Here is a 14,426-nt window from a genome sequence, read left to right as displayed (position 1 = left end):
GCCCCAGCCTGTGGTCGCGCAGGTCGTGCGTGTCGAGTTCGACCCGGGGCCCGTCGCTCTCCGGGTCCACGCCGTGGCGTGCGCTGCGCAGCCACGACTCACCCACGATCGACCGCACACGGGCGTCGACGCGGCCGGAGTCGGTGAAGTGCTCGTGGGCGTGCTCCACGTCCCGGCGGACGGCGTCGGGGTCGGCCATCCACGGCCACGCGTTCGCTGAGTCGGACATCGTGTGCCCCTCCGTCGCGGTGACTGCTCTCCCCCGGCGGGAAACCACCCCGGGACCGTATTGAAACCGCGCCCGAGCTGCCTTGGCAAGGGGGTGGACAAGGCNNNNGGGCCCCCCGCCGACCCGGGCCGGGTCCGGCGGGCGCCCTCGCGATGTGCCCTGAAGGGCCGCGCGGTCCGCGCTAGACGGAGGCGCCCTCCTTTGCGCCTGCCACGGCCTGAGCCGCCTTCCTGTACCGCCGCCGCAGGACGACGAGGCCGAAGAAGAGGGCCGCGACCATGGTGACCGCCATGATCGCCAGGAAGCCCCAGGCCCCGACGAGCGGGCTGACGATCAGCGGGATGGCGGCGGCGGTGACCAGACCACCGCCGAAGAACGGCTCGAAGACGAGCTGCTTGTACCCGAACGCCGGGTACGCGGGCGTCTTGACCTCGGGGTCGACGACGCGCATGAGGACCATACCGGTGGCGGTCACACCCATGGACTGGCCGAACTCGCCGATGCCGCGCTCGAACCAGTAGTTCGGCATCATGCGCGGGGCCAGGAACAGGAACGCGAACACGCACCAGACGATGCCGGAGATCGCCAGGATGGCGAAGACACCGATGTTGTCGGCGATGGCCTGCAGGGAGAGCGTGGCCATGGCGGCGATGATGAGCACGTCGAGCGAGAAGCCCTGGATGCGCTCGATGGAGCGCTCGTCCACCAGGTGGTTCTTGTCGAACCGGTCGATGAACATCTGGACGACGATGCCGCCGATCATGGCGAGCGGGAACAGCGGCACGTAGGCCAGGACCTCGATGCTCTCGGCCCACACTGCCTGCTCGAGCCACTGGAGGCCGGACAGGATCAGCTGGCCGATGATGACCGCGACGGCGATGAGGCCGAAGTGCAGGGTCAGCGGGTCCATGGACGAGGGGTGGATCGTCATGGTCGAGCCCGCGGTGCGGTTCTCACGCTCGACCAGGCCGGCCTGCTCGTTGGCGGTTCCGCGGTTGTCGGCATCGATGACGTGGGTCTTGTTGCGGCGGGCGCCCCAGTTGATGAGGATGATGCCGATGATGACACCGGACAGGAGGCCGACCGTGGCCAGCCCCAGGGCGAGGTCCTGGCCCTCGACCCATTCGACCTGATCGAAGGTGCTGCCGAGCCCGGCGGCAGTGCCGTGTCCGCCGAGGAAGCCGATCTCGATGAGCGCGCCGGAGAAGACCGGCACGTTGAACAGCGGCACGAGCACGAAGATCGCCAGGAGCAGGCCGATGACGTACTGGCCGCTGGCGACGGTCACACCGAAGGCCAGGTTGGGACCGGCGAGGTCGACGGTCTCCTTCAGCTTCGGCAGGCGCTTGCCGAGGAAGAGGCTCGCGAAGACCACGGAGATCAGCAGGCCGGGCAGCTCGGCCCAGACCGACATGATGTCCGTACCGAACAGGCCGCCCTCTTGGACGCGCTCGGCGAAGCCCTCGGCGATCCCGCGGTCGGCGAGAAGACCGGCGAACCATCCGAGGATGTCGGGGCCGAGGAGCAGCGCGATACCGCCGCCAATGATCGAACTCGGCAGGTAGAGCTTCTGCGAGAGCTTCCACTTGACCCGGACGAGTTTGGAGACCAGCAGCAGACCTCCCAACAGGAGGAGTGCGAGACCCACGGTGTCAGCCGACATTTCTACCTCTCAATGCGGTCCCGTAGCGGACGGTTCAGGGCAACATTCGGCCCCTGCACACCCACCGGTCGCGTTGGCTCAGGACGCGACGGACACACGGGTGACGCAGGGGCGGTGGCTGGGAGGTAGCTCGCTCACGTGAGTGATCCACGTGACGCGATCGCTTGGGCGATCCTATACAGGTCTTGTCGGTGCTCCACACATTTCGGGGTGAACCTTCAAGACCAGGTCAGATCTGGATAAGCCGTGCCACAGCACTTGGAAGGTTACCCACGGGTCACATAGTCCCCAGAGTGACAAAGGTCTCCCCTGAGCCGCGCGGACACGGCCTTGCCGAACGGATCCGGGAAACCGGCCCGCCTACGGCACAGCAGGGGTTCCGGGAGGGCGACGACCGTCACCGGGCCCCGGAACCAAGAGATGTCGCGCCGCCGCCGGACCGTGACCGCGCCGCAACGCGCGAGGGGAGGATCAGCTGGTCCGAGCGGTGCCGCGGAACCAGCGGCGGGACACTGCCCCGTGCTCAGCGGGGCACATCGAGCGGCCCGGAGGCCACCGGCGCGAAGAAGCGTTCCACGTCCGTCACGGCTTCCAGGGTCGACGGGTCCCAGTGCGGGTCGCGATCCTTGTCCACGACCTGGGCGCGGATCCCCTCGGCGAGGTCCGAACCGGTGAGGAACCCGCACGAGACCCGGTACTCCTGTTCCAGGACGGCGGGGAGGTCGGGCAGCTCGCGGGCCCGGCGCAGGGCCTCCAACGTCACCTTCACCGAGGTCGGCGATTTACCCAGAACCGTCCGCGCCGCCTCCTTCGCCTCAGGGGCCCCGTGGGAGCGCAGGCGCGCCACGATCTCCTCGGCGGTGCCGGCGGAGTAACAGGCGTCGATCCATGCCCGCCCGGCCGACAACGGGGCGTCGGGGGACGGTTCGGCGAAGCGCTCGACCACGGCGGTGACCTGGTCGGATGCGGTGACCTCGAGCAGCGCCGCGGTGAGGTCGGCCAGACGCTCGGAGGGGACGTGGGTGTCGGCCAGGCCGAGGGCGATCGCGTCGCCGGCCCCGACCGAGCCTGCGGTCAGGGCCAGGTGGGTACCGACCTCACCGGGTGCGCGGGACAGCAGGAAGGTGCCTCCGACGTCGGGCGTGAAACCGATGGTGGCCTCGGGCATGCCGACCTTGGAGCGCTCGGTGACCACCCGCACCGACCCGTGCGCGGAAACCCCGACCCCGCCGCCCATGACGACCCCGTCCATGAGGGCGACGAAGGGCTTGGCAAAACGTGCGATGTGCGCGTTGAGCACGTACTCGTCGTGCCAGAAGGCCGCGGCCTCGGTCCCGTCGCCCAGGGCGCTGTCCCGCATCATGCGGACGTCCCCGCCGGCGCACAGGCCGCGGTCACCGGCGCCGTCGACGACGACCGCGACGACGGTGTCGTCCTGTTCCCAGGCGGTGAGGACCTCGTCGATGCGGCGGACCATGGGGTGGTTCAGGGCGTTGATGGCACGGGGCCGGTTCAGGGTCAGGTGTCCGACCCGACCCCTGACCTCGGCCAGGACCTCACCCTGCTCTCCCGCTTCGCCTGCCCCTGTCCCCGGCCCGGCGCTCACGGGGTGTCCCCGGCGGTCACGGCGGTGTTGCTGGTGCTCACGGCGCTCTCCTTCCTCGGTGCGGTACGGCCGCTGCGATCCTCTCAACCGGGGCCGGGCACCGGGGCGATCGGGGCCGAATCAGGGTGAGCAGGGTCGGATCGGCGGCGCGCGGCCTCACAGGCGGCGCTCTGCTTGGTGCTGGACGTCCCGGCCGAGTAAGCTCTGCGACCCGTGACGGACCAAGCCCCCCGAACCAGCCGGAACCCGGACGAGGAGCGCACGCAGCCCCTCGCCCTCACCCGGGACTGGCGCACCGCACGCACCGACCTCGACGTACTCCTCATCGTGCACAGCCTGACCGCCGCGGCCCGCATCGCCGACGTGCTCCCCGCCCTCGACGACCCCCGCGTGCAACGCCACTGCGTCCGCACCACCGGGGTCTTCGAAGCCGGCATCGACGACTTCGTGCACCACCACGGCCTCCACGAACTCACCTGGGAACAGGCCCGGTCCGGCCGCTTCGACCTCGTCGTCACCGCAAGCCTCGGCGACGAGCTCCACGAGATCACCTCGCCGATCCTGCGCCTCCCGCACGGCAACGGGTACAATAAGTATTGGAACCAGGAACCAGGAACCAGGAACCAGGAACCAGGAACCAGGAACCAGGAACCAGGGCGCGGGCGTTCGGGCTCTCCGACGCCACCCTCCGCCACGGTAGACACCTCGTTCCCACCGCGATCGCGCTCTCCCACCACGAACAGCGCACCCGCCTGCGCGAAGGCGCACCCGCAGCCCTCCCCCACGCGTTCCTCGCCGGCGACCCCTGCCACGACCGCCTCCTCGCCAGCGAACCCCACCGGCTCCGCTACCGCCACGCCCTCGGCGTCCGCCCCCACCAAGAACTCGTCACCGTAAACTCCACCTGGCACGAGGACTCCCTCCACGGCGTCGACCCCGGACTCACCGCCCGGCTCCTCGCCGAGCTCCCCCACGACCACTACCGCGTCGCCCTCGTCCTCCACCCCAACGTATGGTCGGCCCACTCCCCGCACCAGATCCGCGCCTGGCTCGACGCACCCCTGCGCGCCGGTCTCCACCTCGTCCCACCCCACGAAGGCTGGCGCGCCGCCGTCGTCGCCGCCGACCACGTGCTCTCCGACCACGGATCCGTCGGCATGTACGCCGCAGCGCTCGGAAGGCCCGTCCTCCTCGACCACCACGGGCAGGAAACCCTCGACCCCCGCAGCGGGCTCGGCCGCGTCCACGAGGTCGCCCACCGGCTCGACCCGCACGCGCCCCTCGTCCCGCAGCTGCACCTGGCCGGGAAGCTGCGCCCCCACACGCACCGCATCGCCGCTGATCTCGTGAGCTCCGCGCCCTGGCGCTCGCTCGAACTCGTGCGTGCCGAGGCCTACCGCATCATGGGCGCCGACCCCCCGGACACCCCGTCGGCGCTGCTCGCGGNCCCCCGCCGGCATCACTGTGGACCGCGGTCGACACCCACCACGAACCGGACGGCACCACCAACCTGTCCGTGCACCGGACCCCGGCCACGGTCGTCCCACAGGGGGTTCCGGGGGCCGTGCTCGTCGCCGACCATCGGGAACGCGACCACCGCATCGCCGCCCAGGCCGACGCCGTCACGGCGCCCCGCGACACCCTGCCCGCCGACGAGGAACTGTGGTCCCGGTCGGTCTTCGAACACCGGCCCGGCGCCCAGTACACGCTCGTGCACGCACCCGACCGGTTCACCGTGCGCCCGCGCGGGGGCGCGGCCGTGCACACGGCGCTCGACCCCGCGCAGCCCCTGGACCACGGGCTCATCGCCGGGGTGCTCGCCGAACGCCTTCTCGACGGTGCGGCGGGCGGGGTCAGGGACCTGTGCGACGGGACCCCGCTCCGGATCCGCACCGGTCCGGGGCACACCGTCACCGTGGACCTGATCCCCGAGCCGTAGGGCGTCCCCCTCAGCCGATGCGCGCCAGCACCCGCTCGGCCTCGGCGACCCGTCCCACGAGCTGGAAGGCCTCGGCGGCGTCGGTCCAGGCCCGCACACGCTCCCGTCCCTCGAGGAGCTCGCCCAGCCCCTCCAGGACCTTGCCGAGCTGGTGAGCGCGGTCGGCGGCCAGGAATGCCTCGCGCGCCTCCTCCAGCAGCGTGCGACTCTGTGCGGGGGCCTGCACGAGGCGGGCCTGCGCCAGGAGCACCTTGCCCTCGTTGGCGCGGTCGGGACGCTCCAGCCGGGCGTGGGCGCGGAACCGCTCCATCGAGGTCCGGTACCACTGCAGGGCCGCCGCCGTGTCACCCCGCATCGCAGCCACATCGCCCAGGTGCATGTCGCTCAGGGCGAGCGGGCGTTCGCGTGTGTGGTCGAGGAAGGGCCGGGACTCGCGCAGCAGGCGTTCGGCCTCCACCGCATCGCCCGACCGGCGGGCGTGCAGACCGATCCACTCCAGGGCGGCGCCCCGGCCGCGCGTGTCGGCACCGGGCGTCTCGGCAGCGGCGAGGGAGGCACGCGCGTGCTCCAGCGCCTTGTCGAGGTCACCGGCGCCGAGAGCTGCCTCCGCGAGCTGGGCGCGCATGCGGGCGGTCGCGTCGGCGTTCCCGCACGCGACCGCGTCGTCGAACCCGGCCTCGAGCATCAGCGCACGCAGGTCGTTGCGGCCGTTCGCGGTGAAGTACCCGTTGGTGGCCTCGGCAAGCTGCCAGGCGTCCCCGGGTGCGCCACCGCGCGCCAGCTCGAGCAGGGTCTCCATGGCGCCCTCGAACCACTGGTCCGGGGTGGGCGGTGAATCCTCGTCCCGGTGCACGTCCGGGTTGCCCGGGTTGCGGCGGTGTTCCAGCCACGCGCGGAACTCGGTCTCCCCCTCGCCCGGGCCGGTGAAGGTGGGCAGGGGGAAGGACGCTTCGGCCCCGTACAGCGGGCCCACACGCCAGCGGGCGGTCCGGACGGTGTCGGCAGCGACCGCGGCGTACAGGTGGTACTCGCGGATGCGTGCCCGGAACCGGTGGCGCTCGCTGTCGGTCCCGTGGCGCTGCGCGGCCAGCCGGGCGTGCTCGTAGGTGAGGTCGTCCATGAGGTAACGCCCGGAGCCCGGGTCCCACTTGAGCAGGCTGCGTTTGCACAGCTCGTCCAGGGCTTGCTCCCACGGGTCCCGGTGATCGCCGGGGTTGCCGGCCTCGTCCGGGGCGTCGCGCAGCAGGGAGCCGGCCAGCCACCGGTCGACGTGGCGCACCGGGTGCAGGCCGAGCGCACGGTAGAGGGCGCGTGCGTTGCTGCTCAGCTCCGCGTAAGAGACCTCGAAGACTGCGGCGGGATCGGGCCCGTCCTCCACGGAGTCGACCAGGTGCGTGAGTCGGCCCTGCGCTTCCATGCGTGCGACCAGGTCGCCGACGCCGAGGTCGGTGCGGTCGTGCAGAAGCGCGGCGGCGGTGCCGGCCAGGAGCGGGCTGCCGCCGCACAGGGCGACGAGCCGGTCGAAGGCCTCCGGTTCCGCGTCGAGGCGCTCGGGCCCCTGGTCACCGAGCACGTCCCGGAACAGCGCGGACACGTCGCCGTCGGGCAACGGCCGGAGGCCGAAGATGCGCGGCAGTGAGTCGGCCACACCCTTGACCGGAAGCCTGCTGGTGGTGATGACGACGAGGTTGGGGGTGTTGGACAGGAATGGTCGCACCTGCGCGGCCGTGCGCACGTCGTCCAGCAGCAGGACGGTGGGGCGGTCCTGTTCCTCGATCATGGCGCGGAACATCTCGACCTTGCCCTCGTCGGTGTCGAACCCGGGCCGGTCCGTGTCGATGCCGCGCAGGGAGAAGTAGCGGTCGCAGACCTCGACGATCCCCCGGCCATGGCCCTCGCCGAGGTCGCCGCCGCAGGCGATCGCGATCTGGGCGTGGCTGAAGTGGTCCCGGTGCTGGTTGATCCAGGTGATGGCCAGCGCGGTCTTGCCTGTGCCGGGCGGGCCGGTCAGGCACCAGAGCCGGCTCCGGCCGCGTTCCGCCCCGTCGAGGAGGGCGTCGAGGTCGGACAGTTCCGCCTGCCGGTTCTGGAACGCGCTCGTGGTGCCGGGGATGATGCGCACCGTGCGTGGCTCGGAACCACCGAGGTACACGCCCCCGGTCACCGGGCCGAGCTGTGCGAGGATGTTCGGACTGCCGCCGGAATACGTGTTGTGCGTGCCACTCACGCCGACCATCGTGGCGGAGTTCGACCGGACGCACCAGTCCTCCAGGTCAACCGCGATGGCCGGTCCCGGACACGCGCGGAGTCCGGCCCCTGAGGCCCCGCATCCCCTACGCTGACGCTGGTTCCGTGACCCCCGCGCGCAACCCTCCGCTCCGCGCCACGGGACCGCGGGGAGGCGAGCACCATGTCCGACACCGAACCCGGCCACCGTACGAAGGAGCCCCTGGGCGGCCGGTTCTGGGCCTTCTGGTCGGCGTCCCTGGCCTCCAACACCAGCGACGGCGTCGCGATGATCGCCGTTCCGTGGTTGGCGTCCTCCCTCANGGGCCCCTGCCGTGGTTGTTGGCGCTGCCGGCGGGCGCGCTCGTGGACCGGGTCCCGCGCCTCACGCTCATGGTGTGCGCCAACGCGGCCCGGGCACTGCTGTGGACGCTCCTGGCGGTGGCGGTGGCGGCCGGATGGATCTCGGTTCCGCTCCTGGCGCTCTTCGCGTTCTGTTTCGGCGCCCTGGAGGTCTGCCACGACACCGCAGCCGAGACCACGGTGCCTGCGCTGGTTCCTGGGCCGCAGCTGGAGCGCGCCAACGGCCACCTGCGGTCCGCATCGCTGATCGCGCAGGAGTTCGGCGGGCGCCCGATCGGCGGTTTCCTCCTGGCTGTGGGGTTGTTCGCCCCGTTCCTGGTCAACATCGCGGCGCTACTGGTCTCGGTGGGCGCGCTGTCCTGGGTGCGTGCACGGGTCCCACTGACACTTGCAACACCGGACCGGACGCGGGATGAGCNNGTGTGGCAGCAGCCGCTGCTCCGGTTGGTCACCGGCATCGCGATCGCCGTCAACACTTCGTACGCCACCGCGCTGTCCACTCAGGTGCTGTTCGTGCGCGACACCCTCGGCTTCGGGTCGGTCGGGTTCGGCCTGCTCATGGCCTTCTCCGCGGTGGGCGGGCTGACCGGGGGCCAGTCGGTGGCGTGGCTGCGCCGCACACTGCCCGCGGGCACGCTCCCGACGGTGTGCCTGGGCACGGTGGGAGCGGTGTACGGGGTGGTGGCCGCAGTGCCGACCGTGCCGGTGGTGGCCGCGGGGTACTTCCTGGCGAGCGGCCTCATCATCGGGTACTCGGTGTCCCTGGTGTCGGTGCGCCAGCGCATCACGCCCGACCGATTGCTGGGCCGGGTCAACGCGGCCATGAACACGGTGAGCTGGGGGGTGAGTGCCGTGGGCATGGCGCTCGGGGGCGCACTGGTGACCGCCCTCGTCCCGTGGCTGGGGCAGAGCGACGCCCTGCGCGCCCCCTACGCGCTGATCGGCACGGTGAGCGTACTGGTCGTGTTGTTCCTGGGCCGGAGGCTGACGCGGTTGGTGCGCACCCACGACGGCCCCGATCTCAGGTGTTGAGGCCCTCGAGGATCCGATGGGCCTCGTCGAGGCGCTCCGGATAGACCTCCGGACTCTGGGAAAGACGCATCGCCGAGAGCTCGCAGGCCATGGACAGGTGGGCGGCCAGCACGGCGACGGGCTCCTGGGAACCGGCCTCGGTGAGGGCGGAGGCGATGTGTGCCGACCGCTGGTGCCGGGTGAGCAGGTATCGCGAGCGCAGTTCGGTGGACTCGCGCAGCAGGCGGGCGAGGATGGCCGAGTGCGCCGGAGAGAGCGAGGGCTGCGATCGGGCGGCCTCCTGCGCCTCACGGATCGCGTCGACACAGGCGCGGACGTTGCCGCCGAGGGGGCGGGGCGCCTTCTCGCGCACGTGGGCGCAGATGCGCTCCACCTCGGCGCTGTCGTCCGCGAACAGCACCTGTTGTTTGTCGCCGAAGTAGCGGAAGAACGTGGTGCGGCCCACTTCGGCGCGTTCGGCGATCGCGGTGACGGTCACGTTGTCGAAACCGTGTTCGGCGAACAGTTGGAAGGCGGCCGACACGATCGTGGCCCTGGCCTTGCGGCGCTTGCGGGCGTGAAGCGTGTCAGGGGGGTGTTGCATGAGCGACCCTATCGAGTGAGGACTCGGCTCTTCCTTCGATGGGGGACGCATTGGGACGGTAGTCCCGAATCGGGGAAGGTCACCGAGGTAGCGGGAAATCGACGTGGCCTGTCGGGGTTCTGGTCGGCGCGACGGATGGGCACAGGCCGGGGTCCACACGCGCGCACCGTTGGCCCGGGATCCTATTGCACGGACCTTCTAGTCTGACAACCGCCTTCCCTTGTCGCCTTCCGATGCCCGGCGAATAGGTTCCCCTCTCAGGGGCATTATGCACGGACCGGGCCGCATTTTTTCGCCTCGCAGGAAATTGCACTCCGAGAAAACAGTTCCCGGGCTGCTCCGGGCCCGTGTGCATCCACACCCCTCCACCTGACNACCCCCCCCCGCCGCTCGCGGGGTCACCGGCGGTGCGCTCGCCGGAACGGGACGGGCCGCAGGTGAGTCAGGCTCCGCCACACCCATTCGGCCGGTCCGGCCAGGAAGGCCCGCTGCCACAGGTGCGCGAAGACGAGCGCTGCGGCGAGGAGAACGAGTGCGATCCCGTACTGGACGAGCAGCGGGACCTGCGTCTCGAACGGGCCCATCGTGAGCAGGAACACGGCAGTGCTCGCCAGGTACACAGTGAGGGTGATGCGCCCGAGCGGGGCCAGCCCGTGGAGCATCCGGGCGGCGGTCCGGTCGCGGCGCAGCAGCCACCACGTCAGGCCGAGGAGGAACATGGCGCCGCCCAGGCCGGTGAAGGTTCCCGAGAGCGAGACCAGCATCTGCCCGCCCGCGGGGACGTCCGGCATCCCGTCGGCGGTGAGGTTCACGGGCGCCCCGTCGGCGTCGAGCTCCATGGGGAAGAGCACGTCGCGCAGGTACAGGGTGGCCAGACCCAGGACCTGAGCGGCCAGGCCGGTCCACACGAAGACCGCGGGAAGACGGGTGGGGACCGCGGCGCCGGAACGGGGGTCGAGCTCCGGACGCCGGGCCAGCCAGACCCCCGCGCAGAAGAAACCGAGCGTCTGCGGGAGCGGCGCGACCTGCATACTCCAAACGCCGAGGTCGCCGAGGTCCAGGAGGGACTCGACCACGGGGGCGAGAGCGAACAGCACTCCGGCCGCCACGAGCGGGCGTGCGCGTGACCCCGCGAGCAGGAGGGGCAGGAGCGGGGTCAGCGCGAGCGCGGTGAGGGCGTAGTGGGTGAGGATGTCGCCGTTGAAGACCGCCAGGTGCGGGAGGCCGAAGAGCAGGCCGAGCACGGCGTAGCGGCGCACCATGACCGCCGCCGGACGCCCGCCGCGGTCGCGGACCGAGCGCAGGGCCAGGACCGCTCCGACACCGAGCAGCACCATGAGGAGGGCGCGGGACTTGCCGGCGAACAGGAGGCTCAGGCCGCCGTCGACGACCGAGGCCAGGGTGCTTCCCGGTGCCTCCCCGGCGCGCTCGGACGCCATGACGACGGTGGTGGCGTTCATGAGGACGACGCCCACGATCGCGACGGCGCGGGCCGCGTCCAGGAACGGGATGCGCCGCCCGGGCGCGAGTGGGGCGCCCGAAGCGGTCGCGTCCTGCGGGTCCTGGGCGCGCACGGTACCGGCGAACGCCCCACTCGAGGCGGGGGCGTCGTCGGCGGCGCCTTCGGCGGCGGCGACCTGCGGATCGACTGCCGCGCCCGCGGCGTGCGCATCGCGCGGGGCACCTGCGGTGCGGGCGGGGTCGGGGGTCATGGGTTCCACGGCGGTGGTGTCCCTTCCTCGATGGGGTCGCCCCGATCATCCGCCGCGCACCGGCCCCGGCACATCGCCCCGCAGGCCGACACTGCCGGCGCCTCCGTTCGTCCTTTCAGCCGATACCCGCCCGTGACAGACCGCCATAACCTGGCTCCATGCCCAGCCTCTCCGCTCTGACACGGCACGTCACCGATCCGGCGAACCGGCCCCGCGCGCTGGCCGTCACCGCCGCCGTGGCCCTGTCCGCGCTCCTGGTCCTGCTGTGGGTGTTCGACCTTCGCAACGCCCTCGCGATCCCCGGTCACGAGGACTGGCCAGGCCCGCCGACCGGACCGATGGACTTCGGACCGACCGTCTCCGGCGGGATCTGTGTGCTGCTGCTGGTGGCAGTCGTACGCCCGCGCACGGGCCCGCGCGCGACCCTCGCGGCCGCGGTGGCGGCCCCGCTGGTGGTCACCGCGCTCTCGGTGCTCGTGTGGCCGCTGCCGCGGGGGATGTTCGGTCACCCCATTGCCGCCTCGGAGATGGCCGCGCTGCTGGCCCTGATGGCCCTGACCGCGCTGCGCTGCAACGTCCCGCAGATCGTCGTCGTGTCGTTCCTGGGGTTCGTGGCCGCCTACTCCGACGTGCTGCGCGACCCCTTCACACTCAACCCCTCCAACGCCCTGCTGATGGTCGTGGTCGCGCTCGCCCCCGGCCTGTACCTGCGGTGGCACGGGAACGAACGGCGGGCACGCGAGGAACGGGCCCGGCAGACCGAACGCCTGGCCATCGCCCGTGATCTGCACGACATCGTCGCGCACGAGGTCACCGGGATCGTGGTGCAGGCACAGGCCCTGCGGCACGTGGCCGAACGCGACCCGGAGGCCCTGCGCGAGGCTCTGCCGCAGATCGAGCAGGCCGGCACTCGTGCCCTGGAGTCCATGCGGGGGCTGGTCTCCGGGCTGCGCGAGCAGGGTCCGGCCCCGCTCTCCCCCGTCGCCGTCGAGGACGGCCTGCGCGGGCTCGCCGCTCCGGCCGCGCCCGGCCGCCCCGGGGTGGCGGTCGAGGTCTCCGGCGCGGTCGACGCCCTGCCGCCGGACGTGGGCACAGCGCTGCTGCGGGTCGCACAGGAGTCGGTGACCAACGCGCTGCGGCACGCGCGCGGGGCCGGCCGGGTGAACGTGCGGATCGAGGCCGCCGAGGGCTCGGTGGCACTGGAGACCGACGACGACGGGCACGGCAGTCCGCGGCGCGGGGGCGGCGGCCACGGACTGGTCGGGATGGCCGAGCGTGTGCGCATGCTGGGTGGTGAACTGAGCGCCGGCCCCGCGCAGGAACAGCAGGGTTGGAGTGTGCGGGCGAGCATCCCCGTACCGGAACGAGAGAGGGACGAGGCGCGGTGACGATCCGTGTGCTGCTGGCCGACGACCAGCCGATGGTGCGGACGGGGTTCCGCTACATGCTCGACGCCGAGGACGGGATCGAGGTGGCCGGCGAGGCCGGGGACGGGATCGAGGCGGTCCGCCTGGCCGGTGAGCTGCGCCCGGACGTCGTGCTCATGGACGTGCGCATGCCCGGCATCGATGGCCTGGAGGCCACCCGGCGGCTCGCCGGCCCCGGCGTCGAGGACCCGCTGCGGGTGGTCGTGGTGACCACGTTCGACCTCGACGAGTACGTGCACGCGGCGCTGACCGGTGGCGCTGTCGGGTTCCTGCTCAAGGACGCGGGCCCGTCCCTGCTCATGGAGGCCGTGCGGGCGGCCGACCGGGGCGACGCGCTCGTGTCCCCGCGCATCACCGTGCGGCTGCTGCGGCACTTCGCGACGGCGCACGCGTCCGGGGCGGACCGGGGTGGGCCGAAGGACGGGCTGACCGTGCGCGAGCGCGACATCGTGCAGGCCGTCGCACGCGGTGCGACCAACACCGAGGTCGCCGAGGAGCTGTACGTGACCGTGAGCACCGTCAAGACCCACCTGGCACGTGTGCAGGAGAAGCTGGGCGCGCGCAACCGCGTCGAGGTCGCCGCGTGGGCGTACCGGAACGGGCTCGCGACCTGAAGCCGGGCCCGCCGACCGGTGCACGGCTCGCCGGGGCCCGGAGAGCACCGCACGGCGGGTCTCACCACTGGGCGGGGCGGTAGTCCTTGAGGAAGCACCCGTAGAGGTCCTCGCCGGCCTCCCCGCGCACCACCGGGTCGTAGACGCGCGCGGCGCCGTCGACGAGGTCGAGCGGGGCGTGGAACCCGGCCGCTGCGAGGCGTTCCTTGTCGGGGTGGGGGCGCTCGTCGGTGATCCATCCGGTGTCGACACTGGTCATGAGCGTTCCGTCGCTCTCGAACATCTCCTGCGCGCTGGTGCGGGTGAGCATGTTGAGCGCGGCCTTGGCCATGTTGGTGTGGGGGTGTCCGGAGCCCTTGTACCCGCGGCCGAAGACGCCCTCCATCGCGGAGACGTTGACGACGTGGGTGCGGCGGGCCGGTGAGGCGGCCAGGGCGGGGCGCAAGCGGTCGACCAGCATGAACGGCGCGCTGACGTTGCACAGCTGCACCTCGAGCATCTCCACGGGGTCGACCCCGCCGACGTTCTGGGTCCAGCTGTTGACGGGCGCCAGGTCGGGCACGAGCCCGCCCGCGTCGATGGCGGTTCCGGAGCGGACACGGTCCATGGAGGCCGCGCCGGTGGTCAGCGCCAGGGAGGTGAGCATCTCCGGGGTGAAGGCGTGCCGAGCCTGGGTGAGCGCGCCCTCGGCCCCTCCCCCGGTGAGCTCCTGGACGCGGGGCCGCAGGCCGCCGAGCACCAGGGGCCGCGGCAGGCCGGCCCCGGTGACCGGTTCGGCCTCGGCCTCCAGCAGCGGGGCGTAGGAGGCCGGGGAGCGCCGCACGGTCTGGGCGGCGTTGTTGACGAGTACGTCGAGGTGTCCGCGCGTGGCGACGGTGTCGGCGAGCTCCATGACCTGGGAAGGGTCGCGCAGGTCGATGCCGACGACCTCCAGGCGGTGCAGCCACTCGTGGCTGTCCTCCATGGCGGCGAAGCGGCGCACGGCGTCGTTGGGGAACCGTGTGGTGATGGTCGTGTGGGCACCGTCGCGCA

11 protein-coding genes and 1 pseudogene are annotated in these 14,426 nt (G+C 72.0%); 5 read left to right on the top strand and 7 right to left on the bottom strand.

Annotated features, from left to right (window positions below):
* The 3 genes and pseudogenes from D474_RS0113420 to D474_RS0113410 all read right to left on the bottom strand — a co-directional run.
* Positions 1 to 229 (bottom strand): annotated as a pseudogene (locus D474_RS0113420) (transcriptional regulator); the annotation flags it as partial.
* A 181-nt stretch (positions 230 to 410) separates the two neighbouring features.
* Entirely contained in the window at positions 411 to 1,892 is a 1,482-nt protein-coding gene (locus D474_RS0113415; RefSeq protein ID WP_017614070.1) for a sodium/glutamate symporter, read from the bottom strand.
* 523 nt (positions 1,893 to 2,415) lie between these two features.
* On the bottom strand, positions 2,416 to 3,498 hold the full coding sequence (locus D474_RS0113410) for an enoyl-CoA hydratase/isomerase family protein (RefSeq protein ID WP_017614069.1): 1,083 nt from the start codon (positions 3,496 to 3,498) through the stop codon (positions 2,416 to 2,418).
* Between the two features lie 213 nt (positions 3,499 to 3,711).
* Here D474_RS0113410 and D474_RS31775 point away from each other — a divergent pair, with 213 nt between their 5' ends.
* Together D474_RS31775 and D474_RS0113395 are read left to right on the top strand one after the other, a co-directional pair.
* On the top strand, positions 3,712 to 4,395 hold the full coding sequence (locus D474_RS31775; protein ID WP_026118460.1) for a hypothetical protein: 684 nt from the start codon (positions 3,712 to 3,714) through the stop codon (positions 4,393 to 4,395).
* Between the two features lie 619 nt (positions 4,396 to 5,014).
* Complete coding sequence (locus D474_RS0113395; protein ID WP_017614067.1) at positions 5,015 to 5,437, top strand: hypothetical protein; 423 nt, start codon at positions 5,015 to 5,017, stop codon at positions 5,435 to 5,437.
* Positions 5,438 to 5,447: 10 nt separating this feature from the next.
* Here the strand turns inward: D474_RS0113395 and D474_RS0113390 are convergent, their stop codons facing one another.
* A complete protein-coding gene (locus tag D474_RS0113390; RefSeq protein ID WP_161628679.1) occupies positions 5,448 to 7,664 on the bottom strand; it encodes a tetratricopeptide repeat protein in 2,217 nt (738 codons plus the stop codon).
* Between D474_RS0113390 and D474_RS0113385 the strand changes: the two genes are divergently transcribed.
* A complete protein-coding gene (locus D474_RS0113385; protein ID WP_449289353.1) occupies positions 7,565 to 9,058 on the top strand; it encodes an MFS transporter in 1,494 nt (497 codons plus the stop codon). The genes D474_RS0113390 and D474_RS0113385 overlap by 100 nt on opposite strands.
* On the opposite strand, the gene D474_RS0113380 is transcribed toward D474_RS0113385, so the two are convergent.
* Complete coding sequence (locus D474_RS0113380) at positions 9,048 to 9,641, bottom strand: TetR/AcrR family transcriptional regulator (protein WP_017614064.1); 594 nt, start codon at positions 9,639 to 9,641, stop codon at positions 9,048 to 9,050. The genes D474_RS0113385 and D474_RS0113380 overlap by 11 nt on opposite strands.
* A gap of 398 nt (positions 9,642 to 10,039) precedes the next feature.
* Positions 10,040 to 11,353: a DUF418 domain-containing protein gene (locus D474_RS0113375; RefSeq protein WP_086002945.1), complete on the bottom strand. Its 1,314-nt coding sequence runs from the start codon at positions 11,351 to 11,353 to the stop codon at positions 10,040 to 10,042.
* A 158-nt stretch (positions 11,354 to 11,511) separates the two neighbouring features.
* Here D474_RS0113375 and D474_RS0113370 point away from each other — a divergent pair, with 158 nt between their 5' ends.
* Both D474_RS0113370 and D474_RS0113365 read left to right on the top strand, forming a co-directional pair.
* Positions 11,512 to 12,741: a sensor histidine kinase gene (locus D474_RS0113370; RefSeq protein ID WP_017614062.1), complete on the top strand. Its 1,230-nt coding sequence runs from the start codon at positions 11,512 to 11,514 to the stop codon at positions 12,739 to 12,741.
* Positions 12,738 to 13,394 (top strand): response regulator, encoded by a 657-nt coding sequence (locus D474_RS0113365; RefSeq protein WP_017614061.1) that lies wholly within the window; start codon positions 12,738 to 12,740, stop codon positions 13,392 to 13,394. Before D474_RS0113370 ends, D474_RS0113365 begins: the two co-directional genes overlap by 4 nt.
* Positions 13,395 to 13,455: 61 nt before the next feature.
* Here the strand turns inward: D474_RS0113365 and D474_RS0113360 are convergent.
* Positions 13,456 to 14,426: hypothetical protein (locus D474_RS0113360; protein ID WP_017614060.1), on the bottom strand; the 971-nt coding region annotated here is incomplete at its 5' end.

This window comes from Nocardiopsis salina YIM 90010, from assembly GCF_000341025.1.
In the GTDB taxonomy this organism is placed as follows: domain Bacteria; phylum Actinomycetota; class Actinomycetes; order Streptosporangiales; family Streptosporangiaceae; genus Nocardiopsis; species Nocardiopsis salina.
The sequence above is the reverse complement of the archived record's forward strand: the minus strand, read 5'-3'. Positions and strand labels throughout refer to the sequence as shown.